The organism is Collinsella aerofaciens, assembly GCF_902501475.1.
Lineage (GTDB): Bacteria > Actinomycetota > Coriobacteriia > Coriobacteriales > Coriobacteriaceae > Collinsella > Collinsella aerofaciens_AL.
The window spans coordinates 43,663-66,244 of record NZ_CABWIF010000003.1; the positions used below are offsets into that span (position 1 = coordinate 43,663).

27 protein-coding genes and 1 pseudogene are annotated in these 22,582 nt (G+C 61.0%); 27 read left to right on the forward strand and 1 reads right to left on the reverse strand.

Annotated features, from left to right (window positions below; genetic code table 11):
* Positions 1–172 precede the first annotated feature (172 nt).
* From rpsL to rpsJ, 4 genes are all read left to right on the forward strand, one after another.
* Complete coding sequence (rpsL, locus tag GDJ93_RS00995; RefSeq protein WP_006235012.1) at positions 173–550, forward strand: 30S ribosomal protein S12; 378 nt, start codon at positions 173–175, stop codon at positions 548–550.
* A gap of 73 nt (positions 551–623) precedes the next feature.
* Positions 624–1,097, forward strand: a complete 474-nt coding sequence (gene rpsG, locus GDJ93_RS01000; protein ID WP_006235013.1) for a 30S ribosomal protein S7 — start codon at positions 624–626, stop codon at positions 1,095–1,097.
* 19 nt (positions 1,098–1,116) lie between these two features.
* A complete protein-coding gene (gene fusA / locus GDJ93_RS01005) occupies positions 1,117–3,216 on the forward strand; it encodes an elongation factor G (RefSeq protein ID WP_152067423.1) in 2,100 nt (699 codons plus the stop codon).
* A 61-nt stretch (positions 3,217–3,277) separates the two neighbouring features.
* Positions 3,278–3,586, forward strand: a complete 309-nt coding sequence (gene rpsJ, locus GDJ93_RS01010) for a 30S ribosomal protein S10 (protein ID WP_022094184.1) — start codon at positions 3,278–3,280, stop codon at positions 3,584–3,586.
* Between the two features lie 115 nt (positions 3,587–3,701).
* On the opposite strand, the gene GDJ93_RS01015 is transcribed toward rpsJ, so the two are convergent.
* Complete coding sequence (locus GDJ93_RS01015; RefSeq protein ID WP_152067424.1) at positions 3,702–4,478, reverse strand: biotin--[acetyl-CoA-carboxylase] ligase; 777 nt, start codon at positions 4,476–4,478, stop codon at positions 3,702–3,704.
* A 176-nt stretch (positions 4,479–4,654) separates the two neighbouring features.
* Here GDJ93_RS01015 and GDJ93_RS01020 point away from each other — a divergent pair, with 176 nt between their 5' ends.
* The 23 genes and pseudogenes from GDJ93_RS01020 (at position 4,655) to rpsQ (ending at position 22,501) form a co-directional block, all read left to right on the forward strand.
* Entirely contained in the window at positions 4,655–5,614 is a 960-nt protein-coding gene (locus GDJ93_RS01020; RefSeq protein WP_152067425.1) for a 3-oxoacyl-ACP synthase III family protein, read from the forward strand.
* A 52-nt stretch (positions 5,615–5,666) separates the two neighbouring features.
* Positions 5,667–5,903 carry an acyl carrier protein gene (locus tag GDJ93_RS01025; RefSeq protein ID WP_152067426.1) on the forward strand — a complete coding sequence of 79 codons (237 nt, stop codon included), beginning with the start codon at positions 5,667–5,669 and terminating at the stop codon, positions 5,901–5,903.
* A gap of 2 nt (positions 5,904–5,905) precedes the next feature.
* Positions 5,906–6,850 carry an enoyl-[acyl-carrier-protein] reductase FabK gene (gene fabK / locus GDJ93_RS01030; protein ID WP_152067427.1) on the forward strand — a complete coding sequence of 315 codons (945 nt, stop codon included), beginning with the start codon at positions 5,906–5,908 and terminating at the stop codon, positions 6,848–6,850.
* Complete coding sequence (locus GDJ93_RS01035; protein WP_152067428.1) at positions 6,838–7,764, forward strand: ACP S-malonyltransferase; 927 nt, start codon at positions 6,838–6,840, stop codon at positions 7,762–7,764. Before fabK ends, GDJ93_RS01035 begins: the two co-directional genes overlap by 13 nt.
* A 30-nt stretch (positions 7,765–7,794) precedes the next feature.
* Entirely contained in the window at positions 7,795–8,568 is a 774-nt protein-coding gene (fabG, locus tag GDJ93_RS01040) for a 3-oxoacyl-[acyl-carrier-protein] reductase (RefSeq protein ID WP_152067429.1), read from the forward strand.
* A 39-nt stretch (positions 8,569–8,607) separates the two neighbouring features.
* Positions 8,608–9,855 carry a beta-ketoacyl-ACP synthase II gene (gene fabF / locus GDJ93_RS01045; protein ID WP_152067430.1) on the forward strand — a complete coding sequence of 416 codons (1,248 nt, stop codon included), beginning with the start codon at positions 8,608–8,610 and terminating at the stop codon, positions 9,853–9,855.
* Between the two features lie 3 nt (positions 9,856–9,858).
* Positions 9,859–10,335 (forward strand): acetyl-CoA carboxylase biotin carboxyl carrier protein, encoded by a 477-nt coding sequence (gene accB / locus GDJ93_RS01050; protein ID WP_152067431.1) that lies wholly within the window; start codon positions 9,859–9,861, stop codon positions 10,333–10,335.
* 9 nt (positions 10,336–10,344) lie between these two features.
* Positions 10,345–10,767: a 3-hydroxyacyl-ACP dehydratase FabZ gene (gene fabZ / locus GDJ93_RS01055; protein WP_152067432.1), complete on the forward strand. Its 423-nt coding sequence runs from the start codon at positions 10,345–10,347 to the stop codon at positions 10,765–10,767.
* Positions 10,768–10,777: 10 nt separating this feature from the next.
* Positions 10,778–12,121 (forward strand): acetyl-CoA carboxylase biotin carboxylase subunit, encoded by a 1,344-nt coding sequence (locus GDJ93_RS01060; RefSeq protein ID WP_152067433.1) that lies wholly within the window; start codon positions 10,778–10,780, stop codon positions 12,119–12,121.
* Positions 12,108–13,832, forward strand: coding sequence for an acetyl-CoA carboxylase, carboxyltransferase subunit beta (gene accD / locus GDJ93_RS01065; RefSeq protein WP_152067434.1), 1,725 nt, complete (start codon positions 12,108–12,110; stop codon positions 13,830–13,832). The genes GDJ93_RS01060 and accD overlap by 14 nt, the downstream gene beginning before the upstream one ends.
* 40 nt (positions 13,833–13,872) lie before the next feature.
* Positions 13,873–15,087 (forward strand): PTS sugar transporter subunit IIC, encoded by a 1,215-nt coding sequence (locus GDJ93_RS01070; protein WP_152067435.1) that lies wholly within the window; start codon positions 13,873–13,875, stop codon positions 15,085–15,087.
* Between the two features lie 146 nt (positions 15,088–15,233).
* Positions 15,234–16,394: a cation diffusion facilitator family transporter gene (locus GDJ93_RS01075; protein ID WP_152067436.1), complete on the forward strand. Its 1,161-nt coding sequence runs from the start codon at positions 15,234–15,236 to the stop codon at positions 16,392–16,394.
* 39 nt (positions 16,395–16,433) lie between these two features.
* The gene (locus GDJ93_RS01080; protein ID WP_152067437.1) at positions 16,434–17,060 is read left to right on the forward strand and encodes a histidine phosphatase family protein; all 627 of its coding nucleotides are present in this window, start codon (positions 16,434–16,436) and stop codon (positions 17,058–17,060) included.
* A 458-nt stretch (positions 17,061–17,518) separates the two neighbouring features.
* On the forward strand, positions 17,519–18,139 hold the full coding sequence (gene rplC, locus GDJ93_RS01085; RefSeq protein WP_035137484.1) for a 50S ribosomal protein L3: 621 nt from the start codon (positions 17,519–17,521) through the stop codon (positions 18,137–18,139).
* 46 nt (positions 18,140–18,185) lie between these two features.
* Positions 18,186–18,812: a 50S ribosomal protein L4 gene (rplD, locus tag GDJ93_RS01090; RefSeq protein WP_006235032.1), complete on the forward strand. Its 627-nt coding sequence runs from the start codon at positions 18,186–18,188 to the stop codon at positions 18,810–18,812.
* Positions 18,813–19,100, forward strand: a complete 288-nt coding sequence (rplW, locus tag GDJ93_RS01095; RefSeq protein ID WP_022094197.1) for a 50S ribosomal protein L23 — start codon at positions 18,813–18,815, stop codon at positions 19,098–19,100.
* A gap of 179 nt (positions 19,101–19,279) precedes the next feature.
* Positions 19,280–20,110, forward strand: a complete 831-nt coding sequence (gene rplB / locus GDJ93_RS01100) for a 50S ribosomal protein L2 (RefSeq protein WP_022094198.1) — start codon at positions 19,280–19,282, stop codon at positions 20,108–20,110.
* A gap of 32 nt (positions 20,111–20,142) precedes the next feature.
* On the forward strand, positions 20,143–20,403 hold the full coding sequence (gene rpsS, locus GDJ93_RS01105) for a 30S ribosomal protein S19 (RefSeq protein WP_006235035.1): 261 nt from the start codon (positions 20,143–20,145) through the stop codon (positions 20,401–20,403).
* Positions 20,404–20,417: 14 nt separating this feature from the next.
* Positions 20,418–20,789: a 50S ribosomal protein L22 gene (rplV, locus tag GDJ93_RS01110; protein ID WP_006235036.1), complete on the forward strand. Its 372-nt coding sequence runs from the start codon at positions 20,418–20,420 to the stop codon at positions 20,787–20,789.
* A gap of 6 nt (positions 20,790–20,795) precedes the next feature.
* The gene (gene rpsC / locus GDJ93_RS01115) at positions 20,796–21,506 is read left to right on the forward strand and encodes a 30S ribosomal protein S3 (RefSeq protein ID WP_006235037.1); all 711 of its coding nucleotides are present in this window, start codon (positions 20,796–20,798) and stop codon (positions 21,504–21,506) included.
* A pseudogene (gene rplP / locus GDJ93_RS01120) lies at positions 21,506–21,922 on the forward strand (50S ribosomal protein L16); the annotation flags it as partial. The gene rpsC and the pseudogene rplP, both read left to right, overlap by 1 nt.
* Before the next feature lie 86 nt (positions 21,923–22,008).
* Positions 22,009–22,224, forward strand: a complete 216-nt coding sequence (rpmC, locus tag GDJ93_RS01125; RefSeq protein WP_006235039.1) for a 50S ribosomal protein L29 — start codon at positions 22,009–22,011, stop codon at positions 22,222–22,224.
* A gap of 16 nt (positions 22,225–22,240) precedes the next feature.
* Positions 22,241–22,501 (forward strand): 30S ribosomal protein S17, encoded by a 261-nt coding sequence (gene rpsQ, locus GDJ93_RS01130; RefSeq protein ID WP_006235040.1) that lies wholly within the window; start codon positions 22,241–22,243, stop codon positions 22,499–22,501.
* Positions 22,502–22,582: the final 81 nt, after the last annotated feature.

Below are 22,582 nucleotides of genomic sequence, written 5' to 3' on the forward strand. Positions count from 1 at the left end.
GGGTTTGCGGAAATGTGCCAATTTTGGGATACGCCCGGCGGCGTGGTCTGTTGACGGCACAGCTAACGGCACGTATCCTATCGAACTGCGTGTTTCGTAGGGGGATGCTGACCCCTCGATTCAAGCCGTTGCACTTTACAGAAAGCTGGAATCATTCGAGAAGGAGTACGCTTTGCCTACTATTAACCAGCTGGTTCGCCAGGGCCGTCGTTCCGTGCCCAAGAAGTCCAAGAACGCTGCTCTGCAGCACAACTCCCAGAAGCGCGGCGTGTGCACCCGCGTCTTCACCACGAGCCCCAAGAAGCCGAACTCGGCTCTTCGTAAGGTTGCCCGTGTTCGCCTTGTCAACGGCATCGAAGTTACTGCTTACATCCCGGGTGAGGGCCACAACCTGCAGGAGCACTCCATCGTGCTCGTCCGCGGCGGTCGTGTCCGTGACCTCCCTGGTGTCCGTTATCACGTCATCCGTGGCGCCTACGACGCTGCTCCGGTCCAGAACCGTATGCAGGCCCGTTCCAAGTACGGTGCTAAGCGCCCCAAGGCTAAATAAGCCAGATAACGTTTTGATACTTTCGCCGTGTGCCGCCTAAGCGCCGCACGGTAGACACTTAAGGAGATTTCACATGCCGCGTCGTGCAGCAGCTAATCGTCGTGAGGTTCAGCCTGACGCCGTTTACAACAACCGCCTGGTGACTCAGCTCATCAACAAGGTCCTTCTTGACGGCAAGAAGGCCACCGCTGAGCGCATCGTTTACACCGCTTTCGAGATCGTTGCCGAGAAGTCCGAGGGTGGCGACGCTCTCGCTACCTTCAAGAAGGCTATGGACAACGTCAAGCCCACGCTCGAGGTTAAGCCCAAGCGTGTCGGTGGCGCTACCTATCAGGTCCCGATGGAGGTCAACTCCCGTCGTTCCACCGCTCTGGGTATCCGCTGGATCGTCAACTTCTCCCGCGCTCGCAAGGAGAAGACCATGGCCGAGCGTCTCGCCAACGAGATCCTCGACGCTTCCAACGGCCTGGGCGCTTCCGTCAAGAAGCGTGAGGACGTCTTCAAGATGGCCGAGGCCAACCGCGCGTTCTCTCACTATCGTTGGTAAGTTAAGGTAAGGAACTAACATGGCTAAGCCTAAGTACAAGCTTTCCGATACCCGTAACATCGGCATCATGGCCCACATCGATGCCGGTAAGACCACCACGACCGAGCGTATTCTTTACTACACCGGTAAGACCCACAAGATCGGTGAGGTCCATGAGGGCGCTGCCACCATGGACTGGATGGTTCAGGAGCAGGAGCGCGGCGTAACCATTACCTCCGCTGCTACCACGTGCTTCTGGAACAAGGACGGTAAGGACTACCGCATCCAGATCATCGACACCCCGGGCCACGTTGACTTCACCGCCGAGGTCGAGCGCTGCCTGCGCGTCCTCGATGGCGCTGTCGCCGTCTTCGACGCCGTTGCCGGCGTTCAGCCCCAGTCTGAGACCGTTTGGCGTCAGGCTTCTACCTTCAACGTCCCCCGCATCGCCTTCATCAACAAGTATGACCGCGTGGGCGCTGACTTCTTTAACGCTATCGAGACCATGAAGGATCGTCTCGATGCTAACGCCGTGGCCGCTCAGGTCCCGATGGGCGCCGAGGACAACTTCTGGGGCGTCATCGACCTGGTCACCATGACTGCATGGGACTTCAAGGCCGACGAGAAGGGTATGACCTACCCCGAGCCGATGGACGAGATCCCGGCTGAGTTTGCCGACATCGCTGCCACCAAGCGCGAGGAGCTCCTTGACGCTGCTGCCAGCTTTGACGACGAGCTCATGGAGAAGATCCTCATGGAGGAGGACTTCACCGTCGAGGAGCTCAAGGCTGCTCTGCGCAAGGGCGTTCTGGCCAACGAGCTCAACCTCGTCTTCGTGGGTTCCGCCTACAAGAACAAGGGCGTTCAGGAGCTGCTCGACGCTGTCGTCGACTACCTGCCCAGCCCGCTCGACGTTGAGGCCGTCACCGGTACCGATCCGGACACCGGCGAGGAGATTCAGCGTCATCCTTCCTTCGACGAGCCCTTCTCCGGCCTGGTCTTCAAGATCATGACCGACCCGTTCGTCGGTAAGCTCACCTATGTCCGCGTTTACTCCGGCCGTGCCGAGTCCGGCTCCTACGTGGTCAACGCTTCCAACGGTCAGCGCGAGCGCCTCGGCCGCATCCTCGAGATGAACGCCGCCGAGCGTATCGACCGTGACGACGCTGCCGCCGGCGACATCGTCGCTTGCGTCGGCTTCAAGAACTCCACCACCGGTGACACCCTGTGCGAAGAGGGCAAGGAGATCGTCCTCGAGAAGATCGAGTTCGCTAAGCCCGTTATCGACGTTGCCATCGAGCCCAAGACCAAGGCAGAGCAGGACAAGATGTCCCTGGCTCTGACCAAGCTCGCCGAGGAGGACCCGACCTTCCAGGTGTCCACCAACCACGAGACCGGCCAGACCATCATCGCCGGCATGGGCGAGCTGCACCTCGAGATCATCGTCGACCGTCTGCTCCGCGAGTTCAAGGTTGACGCTAACGTTGGTAAGCCCCAGGTTGCCTACCGCGAGACCGCTGGTCACGACGTCGAGAAGGCTGAGGGCAAGTTCGTCCGTCAGTCCGGCGGTCGCGGTCAGTACGGCCACGCCGTCATCAAGCTCGAGAAGATGGAGGAGGGCTTCGGCTACGAGTTCGTCAACGCTATCGTCGGCGGCGTCGTGCCCAAGGAGTACATCCCGTCCATCGACAAGGGCATCCAGGAGGCCCTGAACACCGGTGTTATCGCCGGCTTCCCGGTCCTCGACGTTAAGGTCACCCTGTTCGACGGTTCTTACCACGAGGTCGACTCCTCCGAGGCCGCCTTCAAGATCGCCGGTTCCATGGCTATCAAGGACGCCCTCAAGAAGTCCGATCCGCAGCTGCTCGAGCCGATCATGGCTGTCGAGGTCGAGACCCCCGAGCAGTACATGGGCGACGTTATGGGCAACCTCTCCGGTCGCCGCGGCAAGATCGAGGGCATGGAGGATCGCAAGAACAGCAAGCTCATCCGTGCCAAGGTGCCGCTGGGCGAGATGTTCGGTTACGCTACCGACCTTCGCTCCCAGACCCAGGGCCGTGCATCCTACACGATGCAGTTCGACTCTTATGAGCCCGCGCCCAAGTCCATCGTGGACGAGGTCATGAGCAAGAACGCCTAAGTTCGAGCTCCCTGTTACGTAATCCTGCGAGAACATCTCTCGCACTCTTTGGAGGTTTAAGTTGGCTACCCAGAAGATCCGCATTCGCCTCAAGGGCTATGATCACGAGGTCGTCGATCAGTCCGCGAAGCTCATCGTCGAGACCGCTCAGAAGACCGGCGCTCGCGTTTCCGGTCCTGTCCCCCTGCCCACCGAGCGCAACCTGTACACGGTTATCCGCTCGCCGCACGTGAACAAGGACTCCCGTGAGCAGTTCGAGATGCGCACCCACAAGCGCCTCATCGACATCCTCGACCCCACCTCGGGCACCGTTGATTCGCTCATGCGTCTCGACCTCCCCGCTGGCGTCGACATCGACATCAAGCTCTAAGCGATATCGCTCATAGCTTACAGAGCCCCGCTGCCATGTTGGTAGCGGGGCCCTTTTGTTTTGAATAATGGTTTGGACTGCCGGGCATTGCTGCCGAGTAGGTGGCTGCAGCGCCCTATTCGCTCAAGGGACGCAGCGATGCCTCCTCAAAATGGAAGGATCGCAAGCCGTCTTCTGTCTCGATGCACGCGCGACCAAAGTCATCGACCGTTTGAAAGATGCCTCGCGCCAGTTCGTCTCCTGCGGGGGAGCGGGCGGTAACGCGCTCTCCAATCCAATTGAGGTGAGTGACATATTCGCCGTGGACGGGCGCGAGCGGTCCAGTGTTTTCTTTCATGGCGTCGAGCAGATCTGCCCAAGCGTCCACAGCGTTTACGACGGTGTGATAGACCTCTTTGAGTAACACATCGACGGCAGGTACGCTCTCGTTGAGATCCGAGAGACCGATTGCCGGCAGGCCGCCATCGGGCACCTCTTGGGGCGCATAGTTCACATTGACGCCAATGCCGCAGACGGCGAAAGGTTTGCCTTCGTTATCGCGTGCGGCCTCGACCAGAATGCCGCCGAGCTTGCGTCCTCGCGCGACAAGGTCGTTGGGCCATTTAAGGCGAATCTCGTTTGCAAGACCTTGCTTTTCGAGTGCTTCGAGCACCGCTAGGCCGCTGACGGCGGCAAGACCAGAGAACTTTGCAGGATTAACGCATGGGCGCAGGACAAGCGAAAGCAATAAGTTGCCGACGGTTGAGTCCCACTTGTGCCCGCGCCGGCCGCGCCCTGCTGTTTGAGCCCGGGCGGCAAGTCCTGTGCCGTGCGGCGCTCCCTGTTTTCCTGCTTCGAGCAGGTCATCGTTGGTCGATCCGGTTACGTCGACTATCGTTAAACGAGAATCCATAACAGCTGCTACCTCCTAAGTAAATAAGGCAATCGCGCAATGGTGTCGAGAGATAGACACAATGTGAAGCCTTTGTCGCATTTGGACAATTTAATGTTAACACGTCAACAAAGACTGAAATGCGTTATCCTCTCTTGGTCGATGTAAACACGTCAACAACTCAAAGGAGGTTAGTGATGGGTTTCACGATTCTTGGAACAGGCTCGGCGCTTCCTGAGCGCAGCGTTTCCAATGACGAGCTGTCTGAGTTCCTCGATACCTCGGATGAGTGGATTTTTACTCGCACAGGTATCAAGAGCCGCCACGTCTGCACCACCGAGTCACTTGACGACCTTGCCGTAGCGGCGAGCGAGCGGGCACTCCAGGTGTCCGGAATCGACGCGAGCCAGCTGGATCTGATCGTCTGCTCGACGACGACGGGTGACCACCTTGTTCCCGCCGAGGCGTGTGCCGTTGCTGAGCGACTTGGCGCGACGTGCCCTGCCTTCGATGTCTCGGCGGCTTGTGCCGGCTTCGTATTTGCGCTCGATGTCGCCGAGGGCTATATCGCCCGCAGCCGTGCCGAGCGCGTGCTTGTTGTTGCTGCCGAGCAGATGACGCGCGCGCTCGACTGGACCGACCGCGCCACCTGCGTGCTCTTTGGCGATGGGGCAGGCGCCGCAGTGATTGGAGCTGGGGGAGACAACCCACTTGCCGTTGAGCTTTCGACGGCACCCGACGTCGAGACGTTGCGCGTACCCGGTCTGGTCGGCACCTCGCCGTTTAAGGCCTCTGCAGATAGCGAGAGTGTGCTTTCCATGAATGGCCGCCGCGTGTTCAAGTTCGGCGTCAACGCCATCTGCGACACGGTTCATAAGCTTGTGAGCGATGCGGGCATTTCGGTCGAAGACATCGATCATTTTGTATTCCATCAGGCTAACGAACGAATCCTGAGTCAGGCGGTCAAGCGCCTCGGCGTGCCAGACGAGCGCGTGGTTCGAACGCTGCGCCAGACCGGCAACATTTCGAGCGCCTGCATTCCCTTTGCGCTTGACCGGCTGGCACGCACCGACGCACTGAATACGGGCGACACCATCGCCCTCGTTGGATTTGGCGCCGGTCTGGATATAGGTGGCTATCTGCTTCGTTGGAAGTAGTCGCACATAGGAAATAAAAACGCCCCTAGGGCACAAACAAAGGAGAACTACCATGGCAGATCAGAAGACCTTCGAGCGCGTTTGCGACGTTATCCGCGAGACCGCTGGCCTTGACGACGTCGAGATGAAGCCCGAGTCCACGCTCGAGGAGATTGGTCTCGACAGTCTGGGCACCGTCGAGATCCTCGTCGCCGTCGAGGACGAGTTTGGTATCCAGCTCGATACCGAGGAGAACCCCAAGACGGTCGTCGAGTTCGCCGATACGGTCGAGGCGGCATTGGAGAAGTAGAGATGCTCAAGACTCCTCTCTGCGATCTGCTCGGCATCGAAAAGCCCGTGTTCCAGGGCGGTATGGCCTGGATTGCCGACGCCTCGCTGGCATCGGCCGTATCCGAGGCGGGCGGCCTAGGCATCATCGCGGCTATGAATGCCGACGCCAACTGGCTTCGCGACCAGATTCATGAGCTGCGCACCAAGACGGATAAGCCCTTTGGCGTCAACGTCATGCTCATGAGCCCGTTTGCCGACGAGGTTGCACAGGTTGTGATCGATGAGCAGGTGCCCGTTGTGGTGACTGGTGCCGGTAATCCCACCAAGTACATGAAAGCTTGGAACGATGCGGGCATCAAGGTCATCCCGGTCGTTGCCTCGGTGGCGCTGGCGCGCCTCGTGGCGCGTCGTGGAGCCACGGCGGTTGTTGCCGAAGGCACCGAATCGGGCGGCCATATTGGCGAGACCTCGACGATGGCACTGGTGCCGCAGGTCGTCGATGCGGTCGACATTCCCGTCGTGGCTGCCGGCGGTATTGCCGACGGCCGTGGCGTGGCGGCCGCCTTTATGCTGGGCGCTGCCGGCGTCCAGGTGGGTACGCGCTTTCTCGTTGCAAATGAGTGCACCGTCTCGGAGCAGTATAAGGAGATGGTCCTGAAGGCCAACGACACTTCGACGCGTGCGACCGGTCGCTCGACGGGACATCCGGTGCGCGCCCTCAAGAGCCCCTTTACCAACGCCTACGCCAAGAGCGAGGCGGCGGGCGTAAGTGTCGAGGAGCTCGGGGCCATGGGCACGGGCGCCCTTCGCAAGGCCGCCAAGGACGGCAATTACGAAGAGGGTTCGTTTTTGTGTGGACAGATTGCCGGCATGGTTAGCGAGCGCCAGAGCGCACGCGAAATCGTTGACGACCTGGTCGATGGCGCCGAGCGCGTCCTGAAGGGTGCGTGCGCATGGGTAGCGTAGCGTTTCTGTTTGCCGGCCAGGGTGCCCAACACCCCGCGATGGGCGTCGATCTGATCGAGACATCGCCGGCGGCCGCCGAGGTGTTCGCCATTGCCGACGAGGTGCGCCCGGGGACCAGCGAGCAATGCCGGAGTGCCTCCAAGGAGGAGCTCTCGCAGACCGAGAACACGCAGCCGTGCGTGTTCGTTCACGACCTAGCAGCGGCTGCCGCCCTGCGTGAGCGCGGCGTGGTACCTGCCGCCTGTGCGGGATTCTCGCTAGGCGAGGTCGCTGCACTCACCTTTGCGGGGGCGTTCGATACGCGAGCGGGCTTTGAGCTCGTGTGCGAGCGCGCGGCGCTGATGGCCGCGGCTGCCGAGCGCCATCCGGGCGGCATGCGCGCCGTCATCAAGCTCGATGCGGCGCAAGTCGAGGGCCTGGCAAAACAGGCCGGCGAGGACTGCTGGCCAGTCAACTACAACAGCCCGCAGCAGACGGTTGTGGCCGGAGCGCCCGAGGCGCTGCAGGAGCTCGACGTCCTAGTAAAAGAGGCTGGCGGCCGCGCTATGAAAGTCGCGGTGTCGGGTGCATTTCATAGCCCCTATATGGCAGAGGCGACTGAGGGGCTGGTGACGTATATCCAAGACGGCCACGTTCCGTCTTCGCTGCTAATTCCGGTTATGGCAAACATGACGGCGGCGCCCTATCCGGCGGACCCGCGAGCGGCATCGGATGTCTTGGCCAACCAGGTGAGCCATGCCGTGCGTTGGGCCGACACGCTGCACACTCTGCAGGATCAGGGTATCGACACGTTTATTGAGGTCGGCCCCGGCAAAACGCTGTCGGGCCTGGTCAAGCGTACGCTGAGCGACGTTCGCGTGTATTCGTGCGAAACGGCCGAGCAGGTCGCAGCTATTGCCGACGAGCTCGCATAGTCCACAGGGCTGTAACCCGAAAGGAATGACATGGGCAACTTGAACAACGGCACGCTCGAGCGCAACGGCTCACGTCGCGTGGCACTGGTCACGGGCGGCTCGCGGGGTATCGGCCGCGCCTGCGCTGTCGGTCTGGCGGAGGACGGCTTTGATATCGCCGTCGTCTATGCCGGAAGCGTCGATGCGGCGCGCGAGACGTGCGAAGCCTGCGAGGCGGCTGGCGCCGCGGCACGCGCATATCAATGCGACGTGGCCGACCCCGCTGCCGTCAACGCGTGCGTGGAAGCGGTCCTCAACGACTTTGGCTCCATTTGGGCGCTCGTCAACAACGCTGGCATCACCCGCGATAGCCTGCTCATGCGCATGGGCGATGACGCCTTCGATCGCGTGCTCGATGTCAATCTTAAAGGAACGTTTAACACGACGCGCGCACTCACCAAGACCTTTATGCGTCAGCGCGGCGGCTGCGTCGTCAACATGAGCTCGGTCGTGGGCCTGATGGGCAATGCCGGGCAGGCCAACTACGCTGCCTCCAAGGCGGGCGTGATCGGCCTGACCAAGGCGGTGGCGCGCGAGCTTGCGCCCCGCGGCGTACGAGTGAACGCGGTCGCACCCGGGTTTGTCGAGACCGATATGACGGCAAAGCTCTCGGAGAAGGTGCGTACGGTAACCGAGGAGCAGATTCCCCTTAAGCGTATGGCGCAGCCCGAAGAGGTGGCCGGTGTGGTGCGATTTTTAGTGAGCGATGCGGCTGCCTACATTACGGGCGAAGTCGTACGCGTCGACGGCGGAATGGCGATGTAGAAACCAGGGCCGAAGAACGGCTTGGATGAGGAGACCATGATGGAACAGAGAGTTGCAATCACCGGTATCGGTGCCGTGTCGCCGCTCGGCAACACCGCGCTTGCCACCTGGGCGGCCATGTGCGCCGGCACGTGTGGCATCGGCCCGATCACGCACTTCGATACCGATGCGTTTGCCGTCAAGGTGGCAGCCGAGGTCAAGGGCTTTGACGGCAACGAGTACTTTGGCAAGCGTGACGCCAAGCATCTCGACCCCTGCGTTCAGTTTGCGATGGCGGCTTCGGACGAAGCCATGCACGATGCGGGCTTTGATGTCGAAGGCGCCATCGATCACGAGCGCCTGGGCGTCTACGTGGGTTCAGGCGTGGGCGGCATGCAGACACTCGTCGACAACGTCCACACGATTGCCGATCGGGGGCCCCGCCGCGCATCGCCCTATATGATCGCGATGATGATCCCCAACATGGCATCGGGCAATATCGCAATCCGCCACAAGGCAAAGGGCCCGACCCTGCCCGTGGTGACCGCGTGTGCAACCTCGGCCCATGCGGTGGGCGAGGCGTTCCGCGCCATCAAGCACGGCTATGCCGACGCGATCCTCGCGGGCGGCGCCGAGGCTGCCATTATCCCCGATGCCGTTGCGGGCTTTACGTCCTGCCGCGCATTGACCACCAACCCCGATCCCGCGACGGCCTGCCGTCCGTTCGATGCAGACCGCGACGGCTTTGTGATGGGCGAGGGCGCCTGCGTGCTCGTGCTCGAGAGCATGGAACATGCACAGGCCCGCGGTGCGCACATTTACGCCGAGGTCGTGGGCTACGGCAACACCGATGACGCCTACCACATCACGAGTCCCGACCCGGACGCGGCAGGTATCGCCCGTGCGATATCGCTGGCGGTGGCCGAGGGCGACGTTAAGCCTTCCGAGGGCCTCTACATCAACGCCCACGGCACCTCGACCAAGCTCAACGATTCGTCCGAGACGGCGGGCATCAAGCGGGCGCTCGGCGAGGACGCGGCGCGCGCCGCGCACGTCTCGTCGACCAAGTCGATGACCGGCCACATGATCGGTGCCACGGGCGCCATAGAGGTCATGGCCTGCGCCATGGCGCTCGAGCAGGGCGTGGTGCCCCCGACCATTAACTACCACACGCCCGATCCCGCCTGCGATCTTGACTACACGCCCAATCGCGCGGTTCGCGCCGACCTTACCTGGGCGCTTTCGACCAACCTGGGCTTTGGCGGGCACAACGCCGCCATCGCGCTGCGTAGATATACGAGGAGCTAGAGCATGGATTCCAAAAGACTTGCCGAGATAGCCGATGTGATGGAGGACCGCGGCCTTACGCGCGTGCGTGTTGAGGAGCCCGATGGCACTGCGGTCGAGCTCGAGCGCGCGAGTGCAGCGCAGCCGGTTGCCGTGCCCATGCCTATGCCGGGTGCCGTGACTGCTCCGGCGGTGGCTCCTGTCGCCGTGCCTGCCGCCGCACCGGAGCCCGCCGCGCAGGCGCCTGCCGCCGCACCGAAGCCTAAGGGCACCGAGGTGACCGCTCCCATGGTCGGCGTTTTCTATGCTGCCCCGGCGCCGGGCGACGAGCCGTTTGTGCACGTGGGCTCCAAGGTCAAGGCCGGCGAGACCCTCTGCATCATCGAGGCCATGAAGGTTCTCAACGAGGTGACGGCAGAGGCGGATGGCGAGGTGCTCGAGATCTGCGTGGCCGACGGCGACCTCGTGGAGTTTGGCAGCTGCCTCATGAGGATCGGATAGGTGATATCCATGAACAAAGAAGAGCTTAAAGAACTGTTGCCGCATCGCGAGCCGATGCTTTTGCTCGACGAGGCCGAGCTGGTGGGCGATGAGGCCCGCGGCAAGATTACGATTACGGGCGACGAGTACTTTTTGCAGGGGCATTTTCCGGGAAACCCGGTGGTCCCCGGCGTGATTCAGTGCGAGATGCTCGCCCAGAACTGCTGCGTGCTGCTGATGGGCGATGAGGAGGCGCGCGGCGCGACGCCGTTCTACACGAGTCTGGACAAGGTGCGCTTTAAGCGTCCGGTGCGCCCGGGCGACACGGTGGATCTGGTGTGCTCCATCACGCGTGCGCGCGGGCCGTTCCGCTTTGCGACAGGTACTGCGAGCGTCAACGGTGAGGTTTGCTGCCGCGCCGATATGTCTTTTGCACTCATGCACGAAAGTTAAGGAAGGCTTCATGTTCGACAAAGTGCTCATCGCCAACCGCGGCGAAGTCGCGGTCCGTGTTATCCGCGCGTGCCGCGATATGGGCATCAAAACCGTCGCCGTCTATTCCACGGCCGATGCGGACGCGCTGCACGTGCAACTTGCCGACGAGGCGTATTGCATCGGCGGCCCGCGTCTTGCCGAGAGCTACCTCAACGACGATGCCGTGCTCACCTGTGCCGTAAAGTCGGGAGCTAAGGCAATTCATCCCGGCTATGGCTTTTTCTCCGAGAAGGCGAGCTTTGTACGCGACTGCGACAAGTATGGCCTGGCTTTTGTCGGTCCTTCGGCCGAGGTGATCGACAGCATGGGCGACAAGGACGCCGCACGCCGAACGGCTGCCGCGGCGGGCGTGCCCATCGTGCCGGGCTGCGATTTGCTCAAAAGTCCCGAGGAGGCGACGGCCGAGGCCGAGCGCATTGGCTGTCCCGTGCTCATTAAGGCGCGCGCGGGCGGTGGCGGTCGCGGCATTCGCAAGGTCGAGCGCGTGGAAGATGCGGCAAAGGCGTTCATCGAGGCGCGTGCCGAGGGCGAGGCCGTTTTTGGCGACGGCGAGTGCTACATGGAGAAGTTCGTCGCGCCGGCGCACCACGTTGAGGTGCAGATTATGGCCGATAAGCAGGGCCATGTATTTTCGCTCGGCGAGCGCGAGTGCTCGGTGCAGCGTCGCAACCAAAAGCTGATCGAAGAGAGTCCCGCGCCGTGCCTCGACGGACACAACGACATTCGTGCTCGCATGCACAAGGCAGCGCGTGACCTGGCTCGTGCCGTCGGCTACGAAGGAGCCGGTACCATCGAGTTTCTGTATTCGGACGACGGCAATTTCTATTTTATGGAAATGAACACGCGCTTGCAGGTGGAGCATCCGGTTACAGAGTTTGTGACCGATACCGACTTGGTCAAGTGGCAGCTGCGCGTGGCAGCCGGCCAGCCTCTGCCCTTTGAGCAGGAGGACATGCCGGTCCGCAACCACGCCATGGAGTGTCGCATCAATGCCGAAACGCCGGACTTTCTGCCGTCATGCGGAACGGTCACCGCGTTGCGTGTGCCGGGTGGTCCGCGCGTGCGCTGGGATTCCGCCATGTTTACCGGTGCGAAAGTTCCGCCGTACTACGACTCCATGCTCGGCAAGCTCATCGTGTGTGCGCCCACGCGTGACGGCGCCATTCGCAAGATGCGCTCGGCCCTGGGCGAGCTCGTGATTGAGGGCGTGAGCGAAAACAGCGAGCTTCAGCTCGACGTGCTGGCAAACGACGAGTTCTTGTCGGGCATGTATCACACCGATCTGATGGGGCATCTCTATGCTGATGAATAGAAAAGCGAAGACGGTCAACGTCCTCGAGGGGCCGATAACCGAGTCGTGCGCCGAGTTTCCCGCACGCCACGTGTTTATCAAGTGCCCGGAGTGCCGCCGTGTGATCGATGAGGCACGCCTGCACGACAACCTCGAGGTCTGTCCTCGTTGTGGCAAACACTTTCGCGTGAGCGGTCGCGCGCGCATGCGCATGACGGTCGACGAGGGCACGTTTGAGGAATGGGATGCCAATCTGGCGTCGGAGGACTTCCTCTCGTTTCCCGGCTATGCCGACAAGCTCAAGAGCGTGTGCGAGCGTTCGGGCGAGCGCGACGCCGTTGTGTGCGGCAGGGGCAAAATCTGCGGTTGCGATGCCGTGCTCTTCTTTATGGACGCCAACTTTATGATGGGCTCGATGGGCTCCGTGGTGGGCGAGAAGATCTGTCGCACATTTGAGCGAGCGACCGAGCTTGGATTGCCAGTTGTCGGCTTTACCGTTTCGGGCGGTGCACGCATGCAAGAGGGCGTGACATCGCTTATGCAGATGGCCAAGATTTCTGCGGCGGTTAGGCGCCACAGCGAGGCGGGCGGCCTGTATATCACGGTGCTCACCGACCCCACGACCGGAGGCGTAACCGCGAGCTTTGCCATGGAGGGCGACATTATCCTGGCCGAGCCCGATGCCCTGACGGCATTTGCCGGCCCGCGCGTGATCGAGCAGAACATGCACAAGCGCCTGCCCAAGGGATTCCAGCGCTCCGAGTTTTTGCTGGAGCACGGCTTTTGCGATGCCGTTGTTCCGCGTGGCGAGATTGCGCTCACGGTAGGCGAGCTGCTGGCGCTGCACGAAGGGCACGCGCCCGGCCTGGGGGCACCGCATGAGATCGTGCATACGGGCCGCCGCGGCAAAAAGCTGGGACATTTGTTCAAGCGCTCGGCCGCGCCAAAAACCGCGCTTGAGATCGTCAAGCAGACCCGCTCGGCAGATCGCGCCACGGCGGGTGAGATGATCTCGCTGGGCCTGGATGGATTTGTGGAGCTGCACGGCGACCGTTACTTTGGCGACGATGCTGCTGTGGTGGCTGGTATTGGCTGGAAGGACGGGCGACCCGTGACGGTTATCGCCATCGAGCGCGGCACCACGACCAAAGAGCGCATGCGTCGCAACTTTGGTATGGCACATCCCGAGGGCTACCGCAAAGCGCGTCGCCTTATGCGCCAGGCCGAAAAGTTTGGTCGACCGGTTCTGTGCCTGGTCGATACTTCGGGCGCGTTTTGCGGCATCGGTGCCGAGGAACGCGGCCAGGGTGAGGCGATTGCCCAGAACCTCATGGAGATGAGCGGCCTTAAGACGCCGATTGTCTCGGTGGTGACAGGCGAGGGCGGCTCTGGTGGCGCGCTGGCGCTGTCCGTGGCCGACCGCATCCTGATGCTCTCGAGCTCGGCCTATTCGGTCGTGAGCCCCGAGGCCTGTGCATCGATCCTGTGGAAGGATACCGAGCGCGCGAATGAGGCCGCCGAGGCGCTGAAGCTCACGGCTCCCGACCTGTTGGCGCTCGGCATCATCGACGGCATTGTTGACGATAGGGGCCTGTCGCATGAGGAGATCGCCGGTGCCGTCATGTCCTCGGCATTTGATGCCTTCGATACGCTTGGGCGTCTCGACGACGCGACTCTCACAAACCTCCGCTACCAAAAGTACCGCGCAATCGGTCAGTACCGCACGATGTGACAAAGGGACAGCCCGCATGTCATATTGGGAAAGGCGTTCCATGCTACAAGTTTCTAACACCTCGTTTACAACGTCGGTTTCATCAAACGCCATGGCCGTGGTGGACTATCTGTCCAAAAGCATGATGTCGGCGCTGCCGTTTATTGTCTGCGCGGCGTTGTTCCGCACCGTCGCCGTCATTATGGGCGAAGGCATGCTGGGCCTGTGGTCTGCCGATTCCGAAATCTATCGCCTGTTCTACAGTTGGCTCTATAACGCCGGCTACTACTTTTTGCCCATTTATCTTGGTTGGGCGGCCGCCCGCCAGCTCGGTTGCTCGGAGCAGCTGGGCATGATGCTGGGCGGCGTATTGATTGCGCCCGATCTGCTTAAGCTCGTCGATGCCGCATCGACGACGGGGGCATCGATGACTTCCGTGTATGGCCTGCTTCCCGCGCCGATCAACGATTACACGACGACTGTTATTCCAGTTCTCCTTTCGGTGCCTGTGCTATGGCGAGTGGAGTGTTTCTTTAAGCGCGTTATCCCTAGGGCCGTGGCGTTTTCGTTTGTTCCGTTTGCGACCATGCTTGTCATGGTTCCGGTTTCGCTGTGTATTACGGCACCGGCGGGCAGCTATCTGGGCATGCTGTTGGGCCAGCTTATGTTTATGCTTGGCAATTCCGGTGGCATCGTGTCGCTGCTCACGCTCATGGGGCTTGCCGCGGGCTGGGAGTTCCTAAAGATAGCGGGCGTCAGCAACGTCGTTCTATCGCTTGCGTACGCGCAGTTTATGAGTGTGGGAACGGATTCGTGCATCCTGATTGCCGCGACGATGGCGACGTTCGCCGTTTGGGGCATGCCTTTTGGCGCGTCGCTCCGCGTTGCGGATAAGGACGAGAAGGCGCTCATGCTGGGCTACTCAATCTCGGGTGTTCTTGGCGGCGTAAGCGAGCCGGCGCTGTACGGTTGCGGCTTTAAATATGGCAGGTGCCTGACGTGCATGGCCATTGGCGGCGCCGTCGGAGGCCTTGTTGCAGTCGTGGGCCACGTTACGGCCTATACCATCGGCATGACGAATGTCCTCATGGTCATTGGCTTTGCCACGGGCGGCATCTCGAACCTGCTGTGGTGCTGCGCTGCCGGCGGTGTGGCATTTGCGGTGTCTGCGGCGCTGAGCTACTGCTTTGGCGTGGTGCCGGCGAAGGGACAGACGATGGGGGACGGAGCCGATTCACCCGAAACCTCGAAGAGCGTGGCCGAAGTAAGCGCGTAAACCTGTGCGACACAAGGACGATTCCTTTGCCATGCTCCAAGGCCGTGGCCCGTGTGGGTCGCGGCCTTTTTGTATCTGAAGGACAAAGTGGCTACACTACAATCCGTTTGAGCAATAGATATATATAGGCAGTACCGTGGGGGCTGATGAAGATGGTCGAGTGGATCGTTCGTCGTGCGCAGGGCGACCGTGCGCGCGTGGGCACGTTGACGGGCATGGTGTGTATTCTCGCTAATGTTGCGCTTTGTGCTGCGAAGGGCGCAATTGGTGTGCTGTCGGGATCGGTTTCGATTGTGGCGGATGCCATGAACAACCTGTCCGATGCCAGCTCGAATATCGTGAGCGTGCTGGGCTTTAAGCTGGCGAGCAAGCCGGCGGACCCCGAGCATCCTTACGGACATGGCCGCTACGAGTATCTCTCGGGTCTGGTCGTGGCGGCGCTCGTGCTGCTGATCGGCGTTGAGCTGGTGAAGTCCTCGGTTGAGCGCATCATCCACCCCGAACCTGTCGAGTTCTCGCTTGCCCTGGTGGCAGTTCTAGTGCTTTCGATGGTCGTAAAGCTCTGGATGGCGGCCCTCAACCAAAAGCTCGGCGATCGCATTGAGTCCGAGACGCTGCATGCGACCGCGCAGGATTCCAAGAACGATGTCCTTGCCACAGGCGCCGTGCTGGCATGTGCGATTGTTTCGCAGGTGACGCACATCAATCTTGACGCATGGGTTGGCCTTGCCGTTGGCGCCTATATTGGCTGGAGCGGCCTTGAACTTATTCAAGATACGGTGAGCCCGCTTTTGGGCCAGTCACCCGATCCTAAGCTGGTCAAGCACATTCGAGACAAGATCATGAGCTATCCCGGCGTTTTGGGCGTTCACGATTTGATGGTTCACGACTACGGCCCGGGCAGGAAGTTTGCAAGTGCGCACGCCGAGATGGCGGCCGAGGCCAGCCCGCTGGAAAGCCACGACACGCTCGATAACATCGAGCAGTCGTTTAGGGACGAAGACGGCATGATCGTCACGCTTCACTACGATCCCATCGTGACCGATGACCCCAAGGTGGCGAGCATGCGCTTGCGCATTCACGCCATGGCTCAGGAGATCGATAACCGCCTCTCGATTCATGACCTACGCTGTGTGCCGGGTCCTACGCACACCAACGTGATCTTTGACTGCGTGCGTCCCTCGGATCTGCAGATGAGTGCCGAAGACTTAAAGCGCGCGCTGGCACAACGGGTCGAATCGGAATATCCCAAGTCGATTGCCAAGATTACGATCGACGAAGACTACGTAGGGCATACCCACGAGTAAGGCTGTGCCGGCAAAGCAGGTTATGCAGAAGGGGAGAGCATGAAGAAGCTTTATCTACTCCGCCACGGTCAGACGGAGTTCAACGTCAAAAAGCTGGTCCAGGGCCGCTGCGATTCGCCGCTGACCGATCTGGGCCGTCAGCAAGCCGGGATGGCAGCCGCATGGCTTAAGGGCCACGGCGTCGTCCCCGACAAAGTGGTCTCTTCGCCCTTAGGCCGAGCCATGGACACAGCTCAGCTCGTCGCATGCGAGCTCCTCGGCCCGGACGCAGCAGCCGAGCCCTGCGAAGGCATTATCGAGCGCTGCTACGGCTCCTTCGAAGAAGGCCCGCACGGCGCGCTGCCCACCGTCGTCTGGGATCCGGGCGAGGACCTGGTCCCCTTCGGAGGAGAAGGAAGCCAGGCGCTGCAAGAACGTATGGTGGATGCGCTTACCAATATCATGGGCTCCGAGGGCATCGAAACCCTTCTAGCAGTAAGCCACGGCAGCGCCAGCCGCCAATTTATCAAGGCCGCAGCCCCAGAGGGCTTCGAGCTCCCAACAAAACTCCCCAACTGCGCCATCATGATCTTCGATTTCGATGAGGCAAAGCCACAAGCAGAAGGCGAACCGTCCCAATGCAAGTTCACCCTCCAGCAAATAGTGGACCCCCAACAAAGTCATTAGCCTGAGCGAGCAAGGTTTAGCAGACATCAACGTGGCGTTCCCAGTGTGCGGCGGAGGGGGCGGGCCTGAGACATATTAAGGTTGTCGCGAGTTCCGCACGAACAGGAGAGCACTAATGTGCTCTCCGTCGTGAGCAGGACTGTAGAGCAGCAACCTTAATATGTCTCAGGCCCGCCCCCTCCGCCGCACACTGGGAACGTGCCACGCACTTTACCTGCGTAAACAATGTGAGTGAAATATGAATCTCGATGGATACGCCCGCAGCCGTGTATACTAATCAGCTGTGTGTAACCAGGGGAGTATTCTGGCTGGACAAAATGCCTGCTTAATAGGGTTGTCAGGTAGTCCGGGCGAAATACAAGGCTGGGGAGCACGTCGTGTAAGTAGTGGTCCTCTAGGGGCGTACGCTCGGTGGCGTACGCATTGTCCCAAGACCACGCGAGAGTTGGGATCATATCTTGATCAGCATGATTCTCGGCCGCAAGATTGGCATGACCCAGGTTTGGGACGAGGACGACAACGTCGTTCCCGTCACGGTCATCCAGGCTGGCCCCTGCGCTGTCTCGCAGGTTAAAACTCAGGCAACCGACGGCTATGATGCCGTCCAGATCGGCTTCGGCGACATCAAGGCCAAGAACGTGAACAAGCCCATGGCTGGTCACTTCGCCAAGGCTGGCGTCGAGCCTGTCCGCTTCCTTCGTGAGGTCCGCGTCGAGAACGGCGAGGAGCACAAGGTCGGCGAGGTCGTCACCGTCGCTGATTTCGCTGATGTCGAGAAGGTCGACGTCATCGGTACCTCCAAGGGTAAGGGCTTCCAGGGTCGCATCAAGCGCTGGGGTCAGCGCCGCGGTCCTATGACGCATGGTTCTCACTTCCAGCGTCACCCCGGTTCTATCGGTCAGTGCGCCTATCCTGCGCGCGTCCTCAAGGGCGTCAAGATGGCCGGTCACATGGGTAACGAGCGCGTTACCGTCAAGAACCTTTCCGTTGTCCGCATCGATGCCGAGCAGAACCTCATCTTGGTCAAGGGCGCTGTCCCGGGTGCCAAGAATGGTCTCGTCGCCATCCGTATGGCCTAAGGGCCCAGCCCATTTAGCCCAGCGTCATACCAAGGAGAACACTTAAATGGCAAAGTTTGAAGTAAAGAACAGCGAGGGCAAGAAGGTCGCCGAGGCCGAGCTCGCCGCTGAGGTGTACGGCATCGAGCCGAACATCCACGTTATGCACCACATCGTCAAGTGCCAGATGGCCTCTTGGCGTCAGGGCACCCAGTCTGCTAAGGGTCGCTCTGAGGTTTCCGGTGGCGGCAAGAAGCCTTGGCGTCAGAAGGGCACCGGCCGTGCCCGCCAGGGTTCCATCCGTGCTGCCCAGTGGCGTCACGGTGGCGTTGTCTTCGCCCCCAAGCCCCGTTCCTACGCTAAGCGTATGAACAACAAGGAGGTCAAGCTGGCTATGCGCTCCGCGCTGTCCGCCAAGCTGGCCGATGGCGAGCTCGTGCTCGTCGACGACTACGGCTTCGAGAAGCCTTCCACCAAGGCTGCCGTCGCCATGCTCAAGGCCCTCGGTCTTGAGGGCAAGCGTCTGACCATCATCGTTCGCGATGAGGACGTCAACGCCTACCTGTCGTTCCGCAACATTCCCAAGACGTTCATCATCACCGCTGACGAGGCCAACACCTACGATCTCGTCAACAACAACGCTGTGCTGATGCCCGCCGACATCGCCGCTCACTTCGGGGAGGTGCTTGCATAAATGACCGCCCACGAGATCATCATCCGTCCGATCGTGTCCGAGCGTTCCTTCTCCGGCATGGAGCTGAACAAGTACACGTTCGAGGTCGCCAAGGATGCTAACAAGTATCAGATCAAGGACGCTGTCGAGGAGATCTTCGGCGTCAAGGTCGTTCGCGTGAACACCCTGACGGTCAAGCCCAAGACCAAGCGCGTGCGCTATGTCGCCGGCAAGACCCGTTCTTGGAAGAAGGCCATCGTCACGCTGGCCGAGGGCGACACCATCGAGGTCTTTGGCAACCAGGCCTAAGACTCGCTGCTGTTGAGTGAGCTCATGCCTCCCAAATAGGGGAGGCGGGAGCTCAAGGTTTTGGGCGTATAAAATGGACACGCCCGGAACCGTGTATACGTCCGGTGTCATCGCACCCGAGGCAGAACCTCGAATCCCTGTCTGCGATGGCTAACGGATTCCTATTGAAAGGGATTGTAATGGCTGTAAAGCACCTTAAGCCGACCTCCGCTGGTAGGCGTTGGCAGACGATCTCCGACTTCTCCGAGATCACCTGCACCAAGCCCGAGAAGTCTCTTCTCGAGCCCCTGCCCAAGAAGGCCGGTCGTAACAACAACGGCCGCATCACCACCCGCCACCAGGGCGGCGGCGTGAAGCGTCGTTACCGCGTGATCGACTTCAAGCGCAACAAGGACGGCGTGCCCGCCAAGGTTGCCACGATCGAGTACGATCCGAACCGTTCCGCTCGCATCGCTCTGCTGCACTACGCTGACGGTGAGAAGCGCTACATCCTGGCCCCCAAGGGCCTCGAGGTCGGTCAGACCATCATGTCCGGTTCTGACGCCGACATCAAGCCGGGCAACGCTCTGCCCCTCGCCGACATCCCCGTTGGTACGCTCATCCACGCCGTCGAGTTCCAGCCGGGCAAGGGCGCCGCTATCGCCCGTTCCGCCGGTAACTCCTGCCAGCTGATGGGTAAGGAGGGCAAGTACGCTATCGTCCGTATGCCTTCCTCCGAGATGCGCCGCATCCTCGTTACCTGCCGCGCCACCGTCGGTGAGGTCGGCAACGCCGATCACTCCAACATCGTCATCGGCAAGGCCGGCCGTAAGCGTCACATGAACGTGCGCCCGACCGTCCGCGGTACCGTCATGAACCCTGTCGACCACCCGCACGGCGGTGGCGAGGGCAAGAACCACACCTCTGGTCGTCCCTCTGTTACCCCCTGGGGTAAGCCGACGAAGGGCCTTCGTACGCGCAAGAAGAAGAAGGTCTCGAACCAGCACATCATTCGTCGCCGTAAGAAGTAATTTCGGATACCGAGTTTTAGGAGAAAGCACTTATGAGCAGAAGTCTCAAAAAGGGCCCGTTCGTGGAGACTCGCCTTCTCTCGCGTATCACCGCGATGAACGAGGCTGGCAAGAAGGACGTCGTGAAGACCTGGTCCCGCGCGTCCACCATCTTCCCCGAGATGGTTGGTCACACCATCGCCGTCCACGACGGCCGCAAGCATGTGCCCGTGTATGTTACCGAGTCCATGGTTGGTCACAAGCTCGGCGAGTTCGCGCCGACTCGTACGTTCCGTGGCCACAAGGCCAAATAGGGGGTTAACCGTAAATGGCAACTAAGTCTATTGAAACTGAGGCCACCGAGGTTCGCGCCGTCGCTAAGTACGTGCGTGTTTCCCCCAGCAAGGCCCGCCTGGTGGTCGATCTGATCCGCCGCAAGCCTGTCGCTCAGGCCTTCGACATCCTCCACTTCTGCGACCGCGCCGTCGCCGTGGATGTCGAGAAGGTTCTCCGTTCCGCCGTTGCGAACGCCGAGAACAACAACGGTCTGCGTGCCGACAACCTGGTTGTCGCCGCTGCCTATGTTGACGAGGGTCCGACGCTTAAGCGCATCCGTCCCCGCGCCAAGGGTTCCGCTTCTCGCATTCTGAAGCGTACTTCCCACATCACCGTCGTCGTTGCTCCTCGAAAGGAGGCGTAAAGCTGTATGGGTCAGAAAGTCTACCCCACCGGCTTCCGTCTTGGCATCACCGAGAACTGGCGCTCCCGCTGGTTCGCAGAGAAGGATTACGCTAAGACCCTCGGTAACGATCTCGAGATCCGCAAGTACCTCGAGAAGCGTCTTTCCCGCGCAGCTGTCTCCCGCGTCGAGATCGAGCGCGCTGGCGACAAGGTGAAGGTCATTATCCTCACCGCTCGCCCCGGCGTTGTCATCGGTAAGAAGGGTGCCGAGATCGATACCCTCCGCACCGAGCTCGAGAAGGTCGCTGGCGTCTCCAAGGGCCAGCTCTCCGTCGACGTTGTCGAGATCAAGCGCCCCGAGCTCGACGCCAACCTCGTTGCTCAGTCTATCGCCGAGCAGCTCGAGGGCCGCGTTGCCTTCCGTCGCGCTATGCGCAAGGCTGTCCAGTCCGCCCGCAAGGCCGGCGCTAAGGGCATCCGTATCCAGTGCTCCGGTCGTCTCGGCGGTGCCGAGATGGGCCGTCGTGAGTGGTACCGCGAGGGTCGCGTGCCTCTGCACACCCTCCGTGCCAAGATCGACTACGGCACGGCTGTCGCCAGCACCACCATGGGCGCTTGCGGCGTGAAGGTCTGGATTTACCTGGGCGAGAAGCTCCCGGGCCAGCCTGTTCCCAACCCTGCACTCGAGGGCTCTTCCCGTCCTCGTCGTCGTAACTCCGAGAGGAGGGGTCAGTAGTGCTTGCCCCTAAGCGTATTCTTCACCGCAAGGTGCAGCGTGGCTCCATGAAGGGCCAGGCCAAGGGTAATACCGAGCTGCATTTCGGCGAGTTTGGTATCCAGGCTCTCGAGGCCCATTGGATCACCAACCGTCAGATCGAGGCCGCTCGTATTGCCATGACCCGCTACATGAAGCGTGGCGGTCGTGTCTACATCACGATCTTCCCCGATAAGCCCATCACCAAGAAGCCTGCCGAGACTCGCATGGGTTCTGGTAAGGGTAACCCCGAGGAGTGGGTGGCCGTCGTCAAGCCCGGCCGCATCATGTTCGAGGTCAAGGGTGTTCCCGAGGAGGTCGCTCGCGAGGCTCTGCGTCTTGCGCAGCACAAGCTCCCCATCAAGACCAAGATTGTTGCTGCCAAGAACGCTGAGCAGCGCATCGAGAAGGAGATGGCTGAGGAGGCCGCTCTCGAGGCCAAGTGGGCTGCTGAGGACGCCGCCGCCGCCAAGGAGGAGAACTAATGAAGCCCGCAGAGATTCGTGAGCTCTCGGACGCTCAGCTCGTTGAGAAGCTGAAGGAAATGCGCGCCGAGCTCTTTAACCTTCGTTTCCAGATGGCTACCAGCCAGCTGGACAACACCGCTCGCGTCAACACCGTGAAGAAGGACATCGCTCGCGTCCTCACGGAGCAGCGCGCCCGCGAGATCGCAGCGGAGAAGTCCGCTGTCGCCGAGTAGGACCTAAGGAGAGAACATGACTGATTCGCGTAACTCGCGTAAGGTCCGTACGGGTGTCGTTACCTCCGTCTCCGGTGCCAAGACCATTGTTGTCACCATCACCGAGCGCAAGCGTCACCCCAAGTACGGCAAGATGATGACCAGCTCCAAGAAGCTGCACGCTCACGACGAGGAGTGCACGGCTGGCGTGGGCGACACCGTCCGCGTTATGGAGACCCGTCCTATGTCCAAGATGAAGCGTTGGCGCCTCATCGAGGTCGTCGAGCGCGCTAAATAAGCAGTCGCTCTTACGACTTGTACGTTTCCGAAGATGTGCGTATGCCTGGCTTGCATACCACAGGCCGTATAAAGGCAGCGC